Source organism: Streptomyces sp. NPDC059909 (genome assembly GCF_042730885.1).
Lineage (GTDB): Bacteria > Actinomycetota > Actinomycetes > Streptomycetales > Streptomycetaceae > Streptomyces.
The window spans coordinates 20,725-36,392 of record NZ_JBHWKX010000033.1 but is presented as its reverse complement, the minus strand read 5'-3'; the positions used below and the strand labels follow the sequence as shown (position 1 = coordinate 36,392).

The 15,668-nt window shown below is 69.5% G+C and carries 13 protein-coding genes; 10 read left to right on the top strand and 3 right to left on the bottom strand.

Annotated features, from left to right (window positions below):
• Positions 1-14 precede the first annotated feature (14 nt).
• The 3 genes from ACFV9O_RS22505 to ACFV9O_RS22495 are packed head-to-tail and all read left to right on the top strand — an operon-like array spanning position 15 to position 4,341.
• Positions 15-449: a TadE/TadG family type IV pilus assembly protein gene (locus tag ACFV9O_RS22505; RefSeq protein WP_385420641.1), complete on the top strand. Its 435-nt coding sequence runs from the start codon at positions 15-17 to the stop codon at positions 447-449.
• Complete coding sequence (locus ACFV9O_RS22500; protein ID WP_385420544.1) at positions 449-901, top strand: pilus assembly protein TadG-related protein; 453 nt, start codon at positions 449-451, stop codon at positions 899-901. The genes ACFV9O_RS22505 and ACFV9O_RS22500 overlap by 1 nt, the downstream gene beginning before the upstream one ends.
• On the top strand, positions 901-4,341 hold the full coding sequence (locus ACFV9O_RS22495) for a hypothetical protein (protein WP_385420542.1): 3,441 nt from the start codon (positions 901-903) through the stop codon (positions 4,339-4,341). Before ACFV9O_RS22500 ends, ACFV9O_RS22495 begins: the two co-directional genes overlap by 1 nt.
• 150 nt (positions 4,342-4,491) lie before the next feature.
• On the opposite strand, the gene ACFV9O_RS22490 is transcribed toward ACFV9O_RS22495, so the two are convergent.
• Together ACFV9O_RS22490 and ACFV9O_RS22485 are read right to left on the bottom strand one after the other, a co-directional pair.
• On the bottom strand, positions 4,492-4,737 hold the full coding sequence (locus ACFV9O_RS22490) for a hypothetical protein (protein WP_385420540.1): 246 nt from the start codon (positions 4,735-4,737) through the stop codon (positions 4,492-4,494).
• Between the two features lie 256 nt (positions 4,738-4,993).
• Positions 4,994-6,700, bottom strand: a complete 1,707-nt coding sequence (locus ACFV9O_RS22485; protein WP_385420538.1) for a DUF2637 domain-containing protein — start codon at positions 6,698-6,700, stop codon at positions 4,994-4,996.
• A 296-nt stretch (positions 6,701-6,996) separates the two neighbouring features.
• Here ACFV9O_RS22485 and ACFV9O_RS22480 point away from each other — a divergent pair, with 296 nt between their 5' ends.
• The 7 genes from ACFV9O_RS22480 (at position 6,997) to ACFV9O_RS22450 (ending at position 12,752) form a co-directional block, all read left to right on the top strand.
• The gene (locus ACFV9O_RS22480) at positions 6,997-7,302 is read left to right on the top strand and encodes a hypothetical protein (protein ID WP_385420536.1); all 306 of its coding nucleotides are present in this window, start codon (positions 6,997-6,999) and stop codon (positions 7,300-7,302) included.
• Between the two features lie 207 nt (positions 7,303-7,509).
• Positions 7,510-8,472, top strand: coding sequence for a hypothetical protein (locus ACFV9O_RS22475; RefSeq protein ID WP_385420535.1), 963 nt, complete (start codon positions 7,510-7,512; stop codon positions 8,470-8,472).
• Between the two features lie 255 nt (positions 8,473-8,727).
• Positions 8,728-9,513: a hypothetical protein gene (locus tag ACFV9O_RS22470; RefSeq protein ID WP_385420533.1), complete on the top strand. Its 786-nt coding sequence runs from the start codon at positions 8,728-8,730 to the stop codon at positions 9,511-9,513.
• A gap of 44 nt (positions 9,514-9,557) precedes the next feature.
• Positions 9,558-10,550, top strand: coding sequence for an ImmA/IrrE family metallo-endopeptidase (locus ACFV9O_RS22465; protein WP_385420532.1), 993 nt, complete (start codon positions 9,558-9,560; stop codon positions 10,548-10,550).
• Positions 10,551-10,713: 163 nt separating this feature from the next.
• On the top strand, positions 10,714-11,739 hold the full coding sequence (locus ACFV9O_RS22460) for a hypothetical protein (RefSeq protein WP_385420530.1): 1,026 nt from the start codon (positions 10,714-10,716) through the stop codon (positions 11,737-11,739).
• Positions 11,736-12,182 carry a hypothetical protein gene (locus tag ACFV9O_RS22455; RefSeq protein WP_385420528.1) on the top strand — a complete coding sequence of 149 codons (447 nt, stop codon included), beginning with the start codon at positions 11,736-11,738 and terminating at the stop codon, positions 12,180-12,182. Before ACFV9O_RS22460 ends, ACFV9O_RS22455 begins: the two co-directional genes overlap by 4 nt.
• Before the next feature lie 21 nt (positions 12,183-12,203).
• A complete protein-coding gene (locus ACFV9O_RS22450; protein ID WP_385420527.1) occupies positions 12,204-12,752 on the top strand; it encodes a hypothetical protein in 549 nt (182 codons plus the stop codon).
• A gap of 354 nt (positions 12,753-13,106) precedes the next feature.
• Here the strand turns inward: ACFV9O_RS22450 and ACFV9O_RS22445 are convergent, their stop codons facing one another.
• Positions 13,107-15,518 (bottom strand): CHAT domain-containing protein, encoded by a 2,412-nt coding sequence (locus tag ACFV9O_RS22445; RefSeq protein WP_385420525.1) that lies wholly within the window; start codon positions 15,516-15,518, stop codon positions 13,107-13,109.
• Positions 15,519-15,668 lie beyond the last annotated feature (150 nt).

The window sequence follows — 15,668 nt, the reverse complement described above, 5'->3', positions numbered from 1 at the left end:
ACGTGCTGAGCAGGATGCGGCGTTGGGCCCGGAAAGACTCGGGCAGCACAGCGATCGAGGCTGCCATCATCATCCCGCCGCTGATCATGTTCGTCTGTCTGGCGATCGCGGGCGGCCGCCTGGCCCTGTCTGGCTCGAAGATCGACGCAGCAGCCGAGGATGCCGCGCGGGAGGCGTCCATTCACCGCACGGCGGGTGCTGCTTCGGACGCCGCGCATGCGGCGGCCGCTGAGTCACTGGACGACCAGGGCATCCGGTGTGCTTCCAGCAGCGTGAACGTGAACGCGAGCGGGGTGAACGTGCCGGTCGGGCAGGTGGCGACCGTGACCGTGACCGTGCGCTGCACGGTCAACCTTGCGGATCTGCTGCTGCCCGGCGTGCCCGGGGCCCGCACCTTGGAATCGACCGCGACGTCGGTCGTCGATCAGTACCGGCAACGGGGGGACTGATGGCCGCCATCTGGATGCGCCCCGGGCGGGGTCGGCTCGATGACCGTGGTGGCGTCGCCGTGTTCGTCGCCGTGTGCGTTGTCGCGCTGATCGGCATCATCGGCCTGGCCGTCGACGGCGGTGGCAAACTCCGCGCCACGGAGCGCGCCGACTACATCGCCACCGAGGCCGCCAGAGCGGGCGGGCAGGCCATCGACCCGGCCCAAGCCATCCCCGGAACGGCGATCGCCGTCGGCCCGCAGGCCGCGCAGGCCGCGGCCCAGGCCTATCTGCGCTCCGCCGGCGTCGCGGGCACCGTCACGGTGTCCGCCGACGGCAAGACGCTCACCGTCACCACGACGGGCTCCTACGCCACGAAGTTTCTGCCGGTGGTCGGCACCGGCTCGCTGCCGGTGACCGGACACGGCAAGGCCATCCTCCTGCACGGCGTCACCGCTCCCGAAGGACCCTGATGCACACCAGCCACTCCCCCGCCGCCGGCCCCACCCTGATCAGGGTGCTCAAGGCCGTGCTCAGCGTGCTCGTCCTGGCGAGCCTGGTCGCCGGGCTGCCCCTGCTGCTGGCCTGGGCCACTCCTGTGGTGTGGGCGACCAGCCACGACGACCTGATGCATTTGCTGGACCGGCAGGACACCGGCGCCGCGTTCCTGGTGCTTCTCGTCGCCGTCGGCTGGATCGGCTGGGCCCAGTTCACATTCTGCGCTGGACGGGAGTTGGTCGCGCAGCTGCGCGGCCGGACCTGGCACGCCCCGCGCGGACTGGGTGCCTCGCAGCGCGCGGCGGCCGCACTGATCGGCAGCATCCTGGTGCTGCTGCCCGCCAGCTCGGCTCTGGCCACCCCTGCCCACGCCGCCTCGGTCCAGGCAGCCGCCCGCTTGCCCGAGCAGGCTCAGGCGCCGCGGGCCGATGCCGATCAGGCGACCGCTGCCGCCGGCACCAGCGAGACCAGTACGTACACGGTGCGCGATGTCCGGCCGGCGGAGAGCCTGTGGAGCATCGCCGAGCGGGAGTTGGGCGACGGCGAGCGATGGCGGGACATCGCCGCGCTGAACGAGGACCGCACCATGGTCGACGGCCAGACGTTCCGGTCCAACAGCTTCCTGCAGCCAGGGTGGCGGTTGCGCCTGCCCACCGCCGCAAATCCCGGTGACACGGGTGCCGCCCGGGCAGGAGACGTCCGTACCCAGCTCGGAGACAGCAGCACCTCGCCCGCGGCCAGCGAGCAGGTGGTCATCGTGAAGCCCGGCGACTACCTGTCGAAGATTGCTCAGGAGGAGCTCGGCGACGACGCCGAGTGGCCCGAACTGTTCAAGGCCAGCAAGGGCAAGCCGCAACCGCACGGGCTGCCTGAGATCACCGACCCGGATGTGATCTACCCGGGGCAGCAGGTCACCGTGCCCGCCGCCACGCAGCCCGACCGGCACGATGCACCCCAGGAGACCGACCGGGAGAACGAGGAAAGCCGCGAGCAGCCCACTCCCCCAACCGCGGAGGAGCCCGGCGGAAAGCGAAAGCCGGGCGGAGACAACGGCGAAGCACAGGCGCCCGCCCCGAACCGTCCCACCGCTCCCGCGCCAGAGTCCCCCGCACCTGCAGAGCCGACCAGCCGGCTGACCCAGCCTGGCCAGGGCACAACGACCGCGCCGTCGCCGCGGCCCAGCGCCAGTGCCTCTGCCGCGTCGCCATCCGCTCAGCACGAGTCGGCTGAGCCTTCGACGGCGCGCCCCTCCCCCACCGCCGCATCGCCCGAAGCATCCGAGGCACCCGCATCATCGTCGGCCAGCCATCCGCTGCAGCTGCGCACCGTCCTCGGCGCCGGTGCGCTCCTTGCCGCTGCCGTCACCGGCGCACTCGCCTTGCGCAGACTGCTGCAGCGCCGACGCCGCAAGCCCGGCGAAAAGATCGCGATCGCACCCGAGACCTCCACAGCTGAGGCTCAGCTGGCCGCGGCCGCCGAGCCGACCGGCGCGGCCCGCCTCGACGTGGCCCTGCGGACCCTGGCTCACCAGGTAGCCAACGACGACGAACGGCACCTGCCGAAGTTGCGGGCCGCGCGGATCGGCGCCCGCTCCCTCGAGGCCCTGCCCGAGGATCCCACGCAGGAGCCGCAGACGCCCTTCGCCGCCGGGCAGGGCGGCTGGTGGACCCTGCCCGCCGACGCCCCACTCCTGGACGACGAGACGGCACGCAACACACCCGCCCCGTATCCGGAGCTGGTCACCGTGGGCAGCACCGAGAAAGGCGAGCTGCTGCTGCTCAACCTGGCACAGCTGCAGGCCCTGCTGCTGGACGGCAACACCGTGCACATCACCGAAGTGTGCACCTCCATCGCCCTGGAGCTCGGGATGAGCCCCTGGGCGGCGAAGGTCGAGGTCGTCACCGTCGGATTCGGCGAAGATCTCCCCCGGTTACTGCCCACCTCCCGGATCGCGCACATGCGCCAGCCCGCACACGCCCTACGGGACCTGACCGAACGGCTGCTGGAAGCCCACCAGGACCCCGAAGCCGACGCCCAGCCGTACCTCCTGTTGTGCGCGTCCATGCTGGATGCCGATGTCGCCTGGCAGTTCGCCGACCTCATCGACAAGGCCGGCCGCGTCCCCGTCACCCTGATCGCCCCGGCAAACGCGGCAGCAGCACACTTCCCCGACGCGGAGATCCTCAACGCCTCGCTCGCTGAGCCTCAGCAACTCGACCACGTCGGCGCCGACATCACCCTCCAGCGTCTGGAACACGCCGCCTACCAGCAGATCACCACAGCGCTGGCCGTCTCCGGGCAGCCAGCCGACCCGGCCGAGGGGCCCTGGCAGGAGGTGCCGGACGAGCCGGACACCAAACGAGTGCCCGAATCGCGGGCGGAGACCAACTCGGAATTGCCCGTCACCGACACGACAGAGTCTGCATCGCTGGCTACGGCGGACACGGGCGACGGCGAGGTATTCCCGGCACTGCTCGCCGCATCAACCGATCCTGCCGGTCTCCGTCTGCTGCCCGTGGCTCCGGCGGCGGCTGATGCCCATGCCAAGCCCGAGGAAGAACTCCGCACGGGCGCGATGGAACAGGCCTCGGCGACGGAGCCCTGCCGCGAAAGGGCTGCGAGGCCCTCGGCCGACGAGGGCACGGGCAACGAGGGTGAGGCGCAGGACCTGCACGCACCGGAGATCCGGGTCCTCGGTCCGGTGGAAGTGACCGGAGTCGCCACCACCGGTCACGGCCCGCGTCAGGCCCAGCTCGCCGCGCTGCTGTACTTCCGCCCCGGCCGCAGCGCCGACGTGCTGTGCGCCGACATGGACCCCAACAACCCCTGGTCCAAGGACACCCTCAACGCCCGCATGCAAGGGCTGCGCCGCGCCCTGGGCAACGACCCGTCCGGCACGCCGTATGTACCAAGGCGCCAAACCGGGGACGACCCCTACCGCATCTCCCAGAGCGTGCGGTGCGACTGGACACGGTTCACCCAGCTCGCCGAACATGCCCTGCCACAGGGTCCGGCCGGCCTTCCCGACCTGGAAAAGGCACTCGGCATGGTGCGGGGGCGCCCCTTCGGAACCCGTCCGCTGCCCTGGGCCGAGCCCTACCAGCAGGAGATGACGACCCGGATCATCGACGTCGCCCACACGGTGGCCACGTACCGCACGGCCGTTGGCCCGCATCACGACCTCACGGCAGCCCGGCAGGCCATCGCGACGGGACTTGACGTCGACGACAGCGCCGAGCTGCTCTATCGCGACTGGTTCCGCGTCGAGCACTCGGCCGGCAACAGGTCCGGACTGCACACCGCCATCACCCGGCTCCAGCAGATCAACCGCGCCTTGGACTGCTCACTGGAAATGGAGACCGAGCAGCTCATCAACGACCTGCTCAACAGCTCCGGGATGAACCAAGCCCTGTAGCAAATCGGCGCGCAACGCACGGGCCGCGCAACCGCGCGCTAGCGACTGGGGGCGACATCGCGGGCCGCGTACGCCAGGAGTTCATTGATGGCCGCCTGGTTTGGTCGCCGGTCGGCGTGTCAGCCACTCGTTCAGTGTCTCCCGCACCGTCTACTCAACCGTATGGGCGTGCTGCGCGAGATCGTCGTCGAGAGTTACCTCTCCCCCGCCCCGGGCGCGTCCGGTGATGACGATGGGTCCGTGCAGCGGGTACAGGGCAATGCCGCGCCATACGCTGGCCAGAGCCCATGCGGCGAGGTTCTCTTCGAGTCCGATCACCCGGCCCTCACCGTGGATGTGCAGGACGGCCCGCTGGTGGTGAACGGTCGACGGCTCCCGCCGAGCCGAGCTGGTCACTGATGGCCCGACGCGCATCCTCGTCTGGCAGTAAGAGCTCGGTAACGCTGGTGTTCGGATCGATGCGCAGTGCGCGCATGGGTCCCTCCTCGGCGGAACAACCGGTGCTGCCCGCTGCGTCGCGACGCGGTGCGCATGTCTGCGCAGTGATCACTGCTAGCTGCGAAATGTGCATCTGATCAGGGGTTTGCGTGATCGCGTATGGGTGGGCGCGCCTCCGGAGAGGCTGATGCGCACGATGCACATCGGGGGAAGGTCAGCGGTTGGCGATGGCGTGGTGGAGGGTGAGGGCTTGCCAGCGGCGCTCGAAGTCCTCTGCCTGCGCCGTGATGTCGGCGGCGGTGATGGTTTCGTTGTACTGGGCGGTGATCCCGCGGGCTGCGCAGTCCTGCGCGACTGTCTCGGTCGAGGGGTGGTCGCCGCGCATCCGGTGCTCGGCCCAGACACTGTAGAGGCGGAAGGGCAGGAAGTAGCGGCGCAGGGTGCTCGGGCTGACCGGACGCTGGCCGCGGCCGAGCACGCCTTTCTCGGCGAGGTAGGCGGACAGGCCCTTGTCGGTTGGTTCGCCGCCGTGCTGCTGCCGGTACTCGCGCCAGGCGAGGAAGTACCTGTCGACCTTGGACAGTGCGCTGCCCGCCCCCACGTCGCTGGTGGCCGGGTCGTCGATGCTGGCATCGATCTTCGGGCCGCGGGCCGTCTGCGCAGGCACTGCGCCCGCCAAGGCTGGCGGCTCGGCGACTGAAGGCTCCGGTTCGGCCTGCTCTTCGACGTCCGTGTCCGCCGGCGCAGAGCCTGGAGCGGAGCCCTGGAACTCCTGCCGCCACAGGGCCTGAACGCTCGCGTCCAGTACATCGGCGGAGAGCGGACGTCCATCGGCGTCGGTGATGCCGTGCCGCTCGGCCAGGTACGTGGCGAAGTGACCGGTGGCAGGGAACTGACCGTAAGCGTCGGCGTACTCGTACCAGGCCCGGTAGAGGAACTCCTCCCAGGTCTCGCCCAGATCGCTGTCGGCTGCCTCGGCGGTTTCGTCGCCTGTGGGGTCATCTGTGCCGTCGTGGGCATTGTGTTGCGTGCGCTGAGGATTCTGCGGCAAGTAGAACAGCTCGTGTTCGGTACCGAGGGTTTCCTGGGCCCCGAGCTGGTCCGCTGGGAGCGGCTCCTGGGTGCCGCTCAGTGCCGGAGTCTCCTCTGCTACCGCAAGCTGCACTCTGCTCGCGGCGGCCGGGATGGACGTCGTGGTGTCGTCACGTTGCGCACTGAGGAACAGCACAGGCGCGTCGATCCCGGCAGCGGCGAGACCGGCGGGCGCCGTCTTGGCCAGCGGAACGCCGTACTTCGCGAGCCGCAGCGGCATCAGGGCCTCGATGGGCGCCTTGCGCCGCCACGCGCGCCCGAAGCGGGCCTGGAGCCGGGCCTGGTAGATCAGCCGGTCCTGCTCCAGCTTGATGACCTGCTCGTAACTGCGCAGTTCCCACAGCTTCATCCGCCGCCACAGCCGGAACGTCGGCACCGGCGAGAGCAGCCAGCGGGTGAGCCGCACGCCCTCCATGTGCTTGTCCGCCGTGATGTCCGCGATCCGGCCGACCGCATGCCGGGCGGCCTCGACGGAGACCACGAAGAGCACCGGGATGACGGCGTGCATGCCGACGCCGAGCGGGTCGGGCCAGGCGGCGGCGCCGTTGAACGCGATCGTCGCCGCCGTCAGCAGCCACGCCGTCTGGCGCAGCAGCGGGAAGGGGATTCGGATCCAGGTCAGCAGCAGGTCGAGGGCGAGCAGCACACAGATGCCCGCGTCGATGCCGATGGGGAAGACCAGGGAGAAGTCGCCGAAGCCCTTCTGCTCGGCGAGCTCGCGCACGGCGGCGTAGGACCCGGCGAAACCGATCGCGGCGATGATCACCGCGCCGGCCACGACGACCCCGATGAGTATGCGGTGCGTGCGTGTCAGCTGCATCGCGGCCATTTACCGCTCTCCCCCGTTCCCTCAAACCGAGAAAGCATCCCACAGCTTTCCAATCGCACACCCCCGCAGGACCACCCCATGCCCATCAGAAAAGCCACCAAACCCACGAACCCCCTCCATGGCGCCGCATACGCAAACGAAAGCTTGCAACAACTCTTGCACCAGCAGTACGTCGTCATCGGCAGCGATCACGACAGCCTTCAAAACGAAAGCACCGCACTCGTGCGCAACAGGGCAAACGCCGGTTGCCCGCCAACGGCCCGCAGTCGCGGCCTGGGCACGGCGCTCCTCAAACGGTGCACCATGTATGGATCGGCGGGGGGACGCAGGTCGTCGGCGAGCAGGGGGAGCTGGACGACATCGACCCGGCCTGGTGCCCTAGCTGGCCGATCGCCTGGCAGCGCTACTTCCACCTCGCCCGCACCCACCTGGCCGGCGGAGGAACCCTGCCCGAGGAGAGTGGCCTGCTCATCCTCCAGGGCGAGGACATCGGCCACTGGGCACAGACTCAGCGCGCCGGATGGGACACCCTGGTGCCCGCGCAGCAGTGGCTGCTGCCGGGGAGCCGGTCCGCGTTGACCAACTCCAAAGCCGCCGGCTGATGCCCAGCGGCGTACAGGCGCAGGCGCCGACTTGGCAGCACGAAAGTCCGCATGCCGAGGTTGCTCTCCTTCCATTAATCCATTTGAGTGAACCCTCTCCGTGGCCTGCAACCTAACGGATCATCGCTCAGTCGCAGGCTGTGCATCCTTGCGGTCAAGAGTGCCTTCGGGCGGCGCGGCGGGGAGCAGCCTGGGGTTGAAGGGGGTTTGGCTATTTCTGCGTTCGGCGAACTGCAGGATTCCGGTGAAATGGGCCACGCATGCCTGCAGTTGATCCTTGGCATCGTCCGCGAAGAGGCCCGTAAGCTTCCAGTTCTGGCCCCACCGGGAGGATGGCAGGCGGCCGACTTGGAAGATCTCACTGCAGATTTCCTCGTTCAGAAGGGCAAGCAGGTCACGGTGATGCTGCTGGCTCAGGCCACGAACGATGCCTTCGTGGGGCGCCTGCTGCGAAAGTCGCTCCAACGCTGGCTGACCGATCAGGCCCGTAAGACAGGTCTCGTTGCCCTGGGACGCAGTCTGGAGAAAGTACTGGCGGCTGAGGAGGACTTTGAGCAGGTGCCTGCCGGGGAGGCGGGTGAGGGTCGCTGGAGACTGGCAGGCAGCGGCGCAGCCCCCTGGTCGGGGGTAGTGAGCAACTTGGTCGAGGCTGCTCGTTCGGTGCCGAACGTGAGGATTCCTCAGTGGTCCAGCGCGAAGCGGCGGGCCCCCGTTGCAGATCGCGTCTCCAAGGTCGTCCTGCTGCGTGCGGTGCTGTCCGCGGCCGGCAGTTCGCTTCTGGTGTCGCAGCTGTGCGAAGTGCTCGCTGCGCGTTTCCCGGTCGTGCTGGATCCGGTGGTCGTACCGCTCGATGCGGTTTCCGGGCCCGAGCCGGCTGCTCAGTCGCCCACACCGGAGCAGGCCGTCTTGGCGCACGAGGAAGAGGTTCAGGCCGCTGCGGACGCTGCGGCCATTGTCGGCATGCTCAGCCCTCTGGAACGGCGGATGACCCCGCTGCTTGACGACCCGGCGGGTATCCAGGAAATGATCGGCTGTGGCCGCAGTCAGGCTTATCACCATGCGAAGCGCTTGAGGGAGAAACTGGCGCAGCTCATCGGCGAGGGCGAGGACATGCGTGCGGTGGGCATGGAGGTGATCCGGTTGTGTGGTGGGCCTGCCGAGACGCTGTGAGGAGGGGCGCAGCCGGACACCTGGTGCGGTGTGCCGTCAGTCTCTGGTGTAGACCTTCTCGATCACATGACGCGGGAGGAGACCATGGGTGATCAAGTGGTGCCGCAGCGTCTTAGGGACCTGGCCCGGCAGGCGAGGGGTCCTCACGCTCTGTCCGAGGCGGGATTGCGCCTCCGGTTCGGCGCCCCGGATCAGACGGACGTCTCGGTCGGTCAGGTATGGCGGGCGCGCTGGGAGGACGTCAGCGTCTTGGTCTTGGTGCTTGCCGTCGAAACGCGCGAAGTCCACGTGGTTCCGGTGACCGTCGAACCGCCGGGTGAGGAGGGGGGTGCCCTGGTGGTGGACGGGGCAGGCACGGCATTTGGCGTCGATGCCACGGTGTGGGTGAGCCTCGCCGACCACGTCGGCCTGGGCGTTCTTGACCGAGTGGTCGATGCGTGGGGTGACGAAATCGTGGAGTGGACCGTGCAGGCCGTGCTCGGCCAGCCGGGGCCAGTGCCGGAGCGTACGCGCGGGGGCCAGGCGGTTCTTTCGACCTTTGATCCCAGTGCTGAGGTGCGGGCGGAACTCGCCGACAATCTCCGGTTCTTGCGCGGCGCGCCTCGTCTGCCGGTACAGGAGTCGGGTACGAGGACGCGCGACCTGGCGGCGCTGCTCAAGGGCCGGCTGGATCTCGCAGCGTTGATGAGAACGCTGGGATTGCCTCAGGCGGAGGTAATGAACCTTGTCCGGGGGAAGGTTCCGCTGCAGCCGGGGCAGGTCGCCGCGATCGCCGAAGTCACTGGGCTGCCCGCGCAGACGATTGCCGGCGCGGTCCAGCCTCTGCCTGTCGAGTTGGCGGTGGAAGCCGAACACCCCCGGCTGCGGGCCGTGTGGGTCCGTCGCGCAAAGGAACTACGGATGAGCGAGGCCGAGGCCCGCGTCTCGGGCAGCTACGACGCGTTCACTCTCGCAGCGCGGGAGACTGGCGGAACCACCGACTGGGGAGCGCGGCTGCGCCAGTGCATCCTCGGCCGGGAAAGCACTGCGGAGGGCCGGTGATCCGGGGCCGCTTCAGGGCGGAGGCGCCTCTGCAGGCTGAAGCGATGCTCGCGGTCCTAGAGCGGTGGCGTCCCGGCTCACTGGCCAGACTGCGTGCCGAGCCGCTGGCCGAGCTAGACCGCTGGGACGAAGTACAGGTGTCCTTGACGCCCGAGAGCGGCGACGGCGATCGATGCTCGGTCGCCGGGAGTTACCAGCACCAGACGGTGCCGCCGACGCTCTTCGTGGGCGCGGCACGGTCAACCCGCCGCCGCAGCTTCACAGCCTTACACGAGCTGGGACATCACCTGCAGAAGACCGATGAAGTCCTGGGCGGCAACACCTTCGACTGGCAGGACTCCGAAGCCTTTGAGGAGGCGGCCTGTGACGCGTTTGCCGCCCGCGTCCTGGTCCCCGAGGAGTACATCGGGAACACCATGCGTCGCAGCGGCCCCACCGCGACGGACGTGGTGGAGATGTTCCACGCCTCGCAGGCATCCCGGGAAGCATGCTGCGTGCGGGCCTCGGAGTATCTGCCCGGCGGAGGTGCCGTCGTACTGCTGGACGCGGCGGGCCGGGTCCTGTTCGCCGCATCGCCCGGTCTGATCCCTCCTGCCCGAGGCAGCGATCAGTCCACGACGCCGCTGATCGCCGCAGCACTGCAGACCCGGAGCACCCACGCACGGGACGCCACCTACGTACTGCAGCGCTCCGGCGACCGCAGCGATCTGCTGTACGGGCAGGCCGCGTGGTTCGACGAGAACTATCTGGTCGCGGTGCTCGCCAAAGACAACGTGGCCTGGCGCAAGCTGACCGCTGCACGCCCGGGCTCGGGCCGTTCCCTCTTCCGCTCTTGGTGGACCTGCGAGACCTGCCAGGAGACGTTTCAGGTCTTCGAGTCGGTCTGCCCCGACTGTGGCGAGCCGCGCTGCGCGGAGGGTCACTGCGGTTGTGCGGTAGCTCGCACGCAGCGGGACCGCACGTGCGACCAGTGTTTCCTGCTCCTGGCCCCCGTACGGTTCGACGGAGCCAGCTCGACCTGCCGCGACTGCTTCTGACCAGGCATCAGGCGTGCCCGGAGAGAACACAGAGGCGGCAGACCGGACGATCTCACCGGTGTGACGTCAGAGAAGGGTGAGCCGCCAGAAGGCGGCGGCTCCCGCCCGGCCAATCCGAGCGGCGACAGCGGCGCCAAGTGCCGAGACCCGAACGGAGACGGCCATGGGACATACCGAGACCATCCTCAACGAGGTGCGCAGCCAGATCGACGCCCAGCCCGAACCCCTGAAAGAGGCCCGCGTCCGTCTCGAGCTGGCCCGCTCCATCGCCGACACCTTTCACGGCGCGCGGTATACCTACCGAAGCGGGTCGCTGGCCCAGCACACCTTCATCCACCCGGTCGGCGATGGCGACGGCGGCCTCGTCCTCGACCGGCGTTTCTATCCCGAACTCGGCCCGGACGGTGGCGGGCAGACGCCCGCGAAGATCGCCGCCGAGCTGTGTGCCTTGCTTGGGCCAGCGGTGCGCGAGGTCTACCCCGGCGCCCGCTGCGGGACCTCCAAGCGCGGGCCGAAGATCTCCTTTGCGCGGCCGGTGAACGGGCAGGACCCGACGGTGGATCTGGTCGTCGCGCTGACCCGGAAGGAGGGTTCCGGCCTGTGGATACCCAACCTGCACACCAACCGGTGGGAAGCCTCCGACCCAGAGAAGCACGTGGAACTGTTCACCTCGGGAAGCGAGTCGCACAAGCGCACCCGCCGGCGCGTGGTGCGCCTGCTGAAGGCGTGGAACAAGCAGTGGGACGAGCCGGGGTTCTCCTCACACAATCTCACTGTGTGGGCCTGGGAGTTCATCGAGCCGGGCATGGGGATGGCCGTCGCGCTCAGCACCGTGCTCACGCAGGCTGCTGCCCGGGTGCGCGCCGGTGACGCCACCCCTGACCCGGCCGGAGTGTCACCGAACGTGCGCCTGCTCATCGGCCGCTCCCAAGCGGAGAAGCGGCTGCGGATGGCCGCCGAAGCACTGACCGAGGCACTGGAGCACGACGATGACCGCGAGGCGGTCCTGACGGCGCTGTCCCGCGTCTTCCGCCACTACGTGCAGGCCCCGGCCGCGAGCGGCCTGGCGGGCAAGGCCGCCCTTCTGCGCGGGGCTGCTCCGGTGTCGACCGCCATGCTGGGCCTGGCAGGCCCGGCGGCCGCGGTGCCCGCCACCCGGGCCTACGGCGACCAGGAGTACGGCAAGTGACGCAACGGCCGGCCTGGCGCATGCCGGCCTGGTACACCAGGCCGGCCTCCCGCATTCTCTTCCAGCGGCAGCTCGCCGCCTGTGCCCAGCAGCACGTCCGGGCAGTTAAGCCGCCGCAAAGGTACCGGGGCGGCTTCGCGCTCCGCGTCCGACTGCACGTGGAGGATCTGCCTGCGCAAATCGTCACGATCGTGTTCGGCCGCGCAGTGCCCGAAGTGCCGCACGTCTACACGGACGGGCCGGCAGAGTCACCGCATCGCTACGCCGACGGCTCCTTGTGCATGTGGTACCCCTATGATCCCGTCGAACGGCGCTGGACCCTGAAGAACGGGCCGGCAGCGCTTTTGGGGCTGGTGGTGGCGCACCTGCTACGCGAAGAATGGTGGCGGCTCACCGGCGAGTGGCCTGGGCAGGAAGCGCCGCACGGGCCGCACGCCCCGTAACAGCTCGAGGGAGGAGACCGGTTGACCCCCTCTCCCGCGCCGGCACCGGCCTCCGCTGTCAGTGCCCTGACGGCTACGGTCCTGTCCGGGGTCGTCCTCGCGGCTCTGATCACGGCCGCCATCACCATCTGGCAGGCCCGACGTAAGTCGCGAGAAGAAGAACGCAACCGGCTGTCCACCGCCTTCGCCGATGCGTTCGCCGCCTACAGCGCTTACAACGAACTCCCCTACGCCATACGTCGACGGCGCCGCGACCAAGCGGCCGAGGAACGGATCCGGATCTCCGAAAGCCTGCGCGACATCCAGGCCAAGCTCGCCTATCACCAGGCCTGGACAGCCGTCGAGTCCGAGATAGTCGGGGCAGCCTACGCCGAGCTCCTGCAGCGCATGCGGCAGACCGCGGGCAAGGCCATGCACGACGCATGGCGGGCCCCGCCCATCACCTCCGACGACGCCATGAACATTCCCCCGACCGTGATCGACCTCAGTTCGCTGAAACCGTACGAACAGGCCTACCTCAAGGCGGTGCGAACGCACCTCGACTCCCTCACCCCCTGGCGCAGGCGTTGACCTTCCGGCATGCCCAGGCGGCTTTGAGCACGCCGGGGCTCAGGCGCCGATCAGTGCAGTAGGGCTTGTGCAAGGGCGGCGTGCACTTGTTCATGCCGAGGGGCCGAGAGGGCCGCTGGGTGTCGAGATATCAGTAAGGCATGCGCAGAGCACCACGCTCTCCTGCGTCTGCAGCATCTGCCGCATCGCGTCAGTCGTCGGCAGAAGGGTCCCGGTGCGGATGATGGCCAGCTGTCCCTCATCGGCAGTGAAATGGTACAGCCCCTCAAAAGCACGCGACTTGACCCCAAACAGCCTTCCACCGGTGGCTGGCTTCCTCGCGGGCGTGGGAGCCAGCGCGTGTGCTGCGGCCGTTTACCACAGCACGCCGCTGGCCTTCCATAGCGCCCACTGCTTGGCCCACTCCGAGCCTTTTCGTGCGCGGAAGCGCCTGATGCGTGCCCGCCACTCCGGGTCGGCGGCCGACAGGGCGTCCTCGGCCTCGTACAGCGCCTCGCTCTGCGGTGTGCGCTCCCACTGCTCGTCGCGGAGGTAACGGACGGCCTCGCGGAAGGCCTCGCCCGGGGTCGTGGCCTCGTCCTTGAGGTGGGCGTGGAGGACGGCGGTGAATACCGGGCAGACCGCGTCCGAGAGCGGCCACAGGGTCGAGACGACGGCACGCACCCCGCGGGCGATGAGGGCTGTGTCGAGGGTGCGGACGCGCGGAAGGGCCGGCCGGGTCAGGGTGTGGGTGCCGGAGTCGCAGGTGGCGAGGATCGCGAGGCGAACTGTGTCGAAGTCGCCGTCTTTGAGTATCCGGCCAAGGGTGAGCCGCCCCCCGTAGGTGTCCGGCTCCTGTCCGCGCTCTCCGTCGGGGCCTTCCGTCGCCGGGAGCCGGGGGGAGAGCCTGATACCGGTCGCGTACGCGTCGGCGTGGACATCGCCGTGTCCGGATACATGGAGCACGTCGGCGGTGCGACCTTGCCGGAACAGCTCGGCGGGGACGGCGCGTCCGTCCGTGTACGAGGTGAGCGTGTCCCCGTAGAGCCGTCTGAGTACCCGCGCTTCCCTGGGCAGTGCGGGTAGGTCGTTCTCGTCCGCGTGGGCGAGGAAGGCGGGGCCGCCCGGGAGCAGGAGCGGGCGGTGTTCCAGTGCGGCCAGGGCGGCCAGCGACGGCGCGTACGTCACGTCAAAGCAGTCGCCCAGGAGAAGGTCGGGCCCCAGGGAGGGCACGGGCACGGCGTGGAGCGGCAGCAGCGAGAACAGGCCCGAGGGGCACAGAACCGCACGGCGTACTCCTTCCTCCCGCAGGGCGGCGGTGATGGTCTCGGCGAACGGGGCCAAGAGCCCGTCAAGGAGGCGTCGCAGGTCCTCTGGTTGGTCGGAGCGCACCCAGCGGACGGTGAGGTCCGCGAACTTCTCGAGGTCGATGCCGTGGATCGGTCGCAGGTGGGTGCGGGCGTGGCCCGCGTCCGTACGGGCCCATAGGACGGCAGGTCCTTCGGGGCCGGTCAGCACGTGGACGAAGGCGCGGTCGTCGCCGCCGAGGACGGCGAGCTCGTCCGCGAGCCGGTCCGGGACGAGGCCGGTGGAAAGGTCCTGTGCGCGAGCCGCCAGGCCGGCCAGCCATAGCTGATGCCGGAGCCGGGCAGGCACGGGCCTGCGGGTGCGGCGCAGCTCGGCTCGCTCCACCCGCAGCTTCTCCAGGTGGCGCAGGGCCTTGAGCCGGGGTCGCGGAATGCGGTTGGGCAGGAGGAGGTCCAGGGTCTCGCCGAGATCCTGGGAGCGGAGACGCTCCACGCGGCGGAACACGGCCACCGCGTCGGCGCGTGGGGGCAGCAGGCGGGTGAAGTCCACGGACCGGTGGGCGGCGAGGGCATCGTCCAGCGCTTGACGGGCCACGACCAGTTCCGCCTCCGGCACCTGCAGCAGAAGGGTGCGGCGCACGTCCGGTGCCGTGTCCTCGTCGGCCAAGTGAAGGACGTCGAGGCGGGCGCAGCCGGAGCGGACGACGAGCGCGAGCTGTGCGGTGTCCCAGGGCTCGGCGAGGTCGTAGGTGAAGGTGAAGGACACGGGCGCCTGAGCGGGGCGTCGGCGTTCCCCCCGCTGCAGGCGCGGCGGCGGGAAGGTGGCGATGAAGGCGGCGAATTGCTCTTGGTGCAGGGTGAAGGACACCAGGTGTTCCAGGGCACGGGTGTCGCGTGGTTGCCAGATGGCGAAGCGTTCGTCGGGGGTCGTGACCGTCGCGTACCACCACGGGAGGGTGCCGAGGGTGCGGCGACCTTGGTCCTCGCCGCTGAGTAGCAGGTTGTGGCTCATCCAGGCTGGCGCCTTGGGATATCTGTGGCCGTCCTGGCCGTGCCAGGGCGCGCCGGGCTGGCTGGCTCCCAGGGACGGCACGGTCGGTGGTTCGGGTTCCGAGCGGGAGAGTGCGGAGAACAGTCCGGTCAGCGCTCGGTCGGCGGCCGGATGAGGGTCCGGCATCGACAGCCGGTCGGCAGGCCCCCAGGGAGTGGCGGCGTCAGGCACCTCACCGCGCTGCTTGAGCCAGGAGTTGAGCAGTTCATCCCGGCGGGCGGACAGCACTGGACGCAGCAGTGCCGGGGAGGGGCGGCGACGCACATGGTCCAGGAGTTGCCGGGTGGTGTGCGTGAGGTCGAGGGAGCTGGGTCGCCGGCCGGTGCCGTATGCCGTGAGGCGGTTCGTCAGGTTGTTGATTTGGGTAGTGCTCCAGGCCTCGGTGGCCCGCAGCGCCACGGTGAGCGCCAGGAGGGCCCCCAGCGGCACGGAGGTTTCGTCGCGCCAGTCCGGCCAGCGCCGTGCGACCTCGCCCAGGACCGGATCTTCATCTGTCGCCCCGGCTACACCGGTGTATGCCTCATCCGGGTACACCCGCGATACTCCCGGTTCTTCTGCCGCACGGCGGCGCTGGATGCT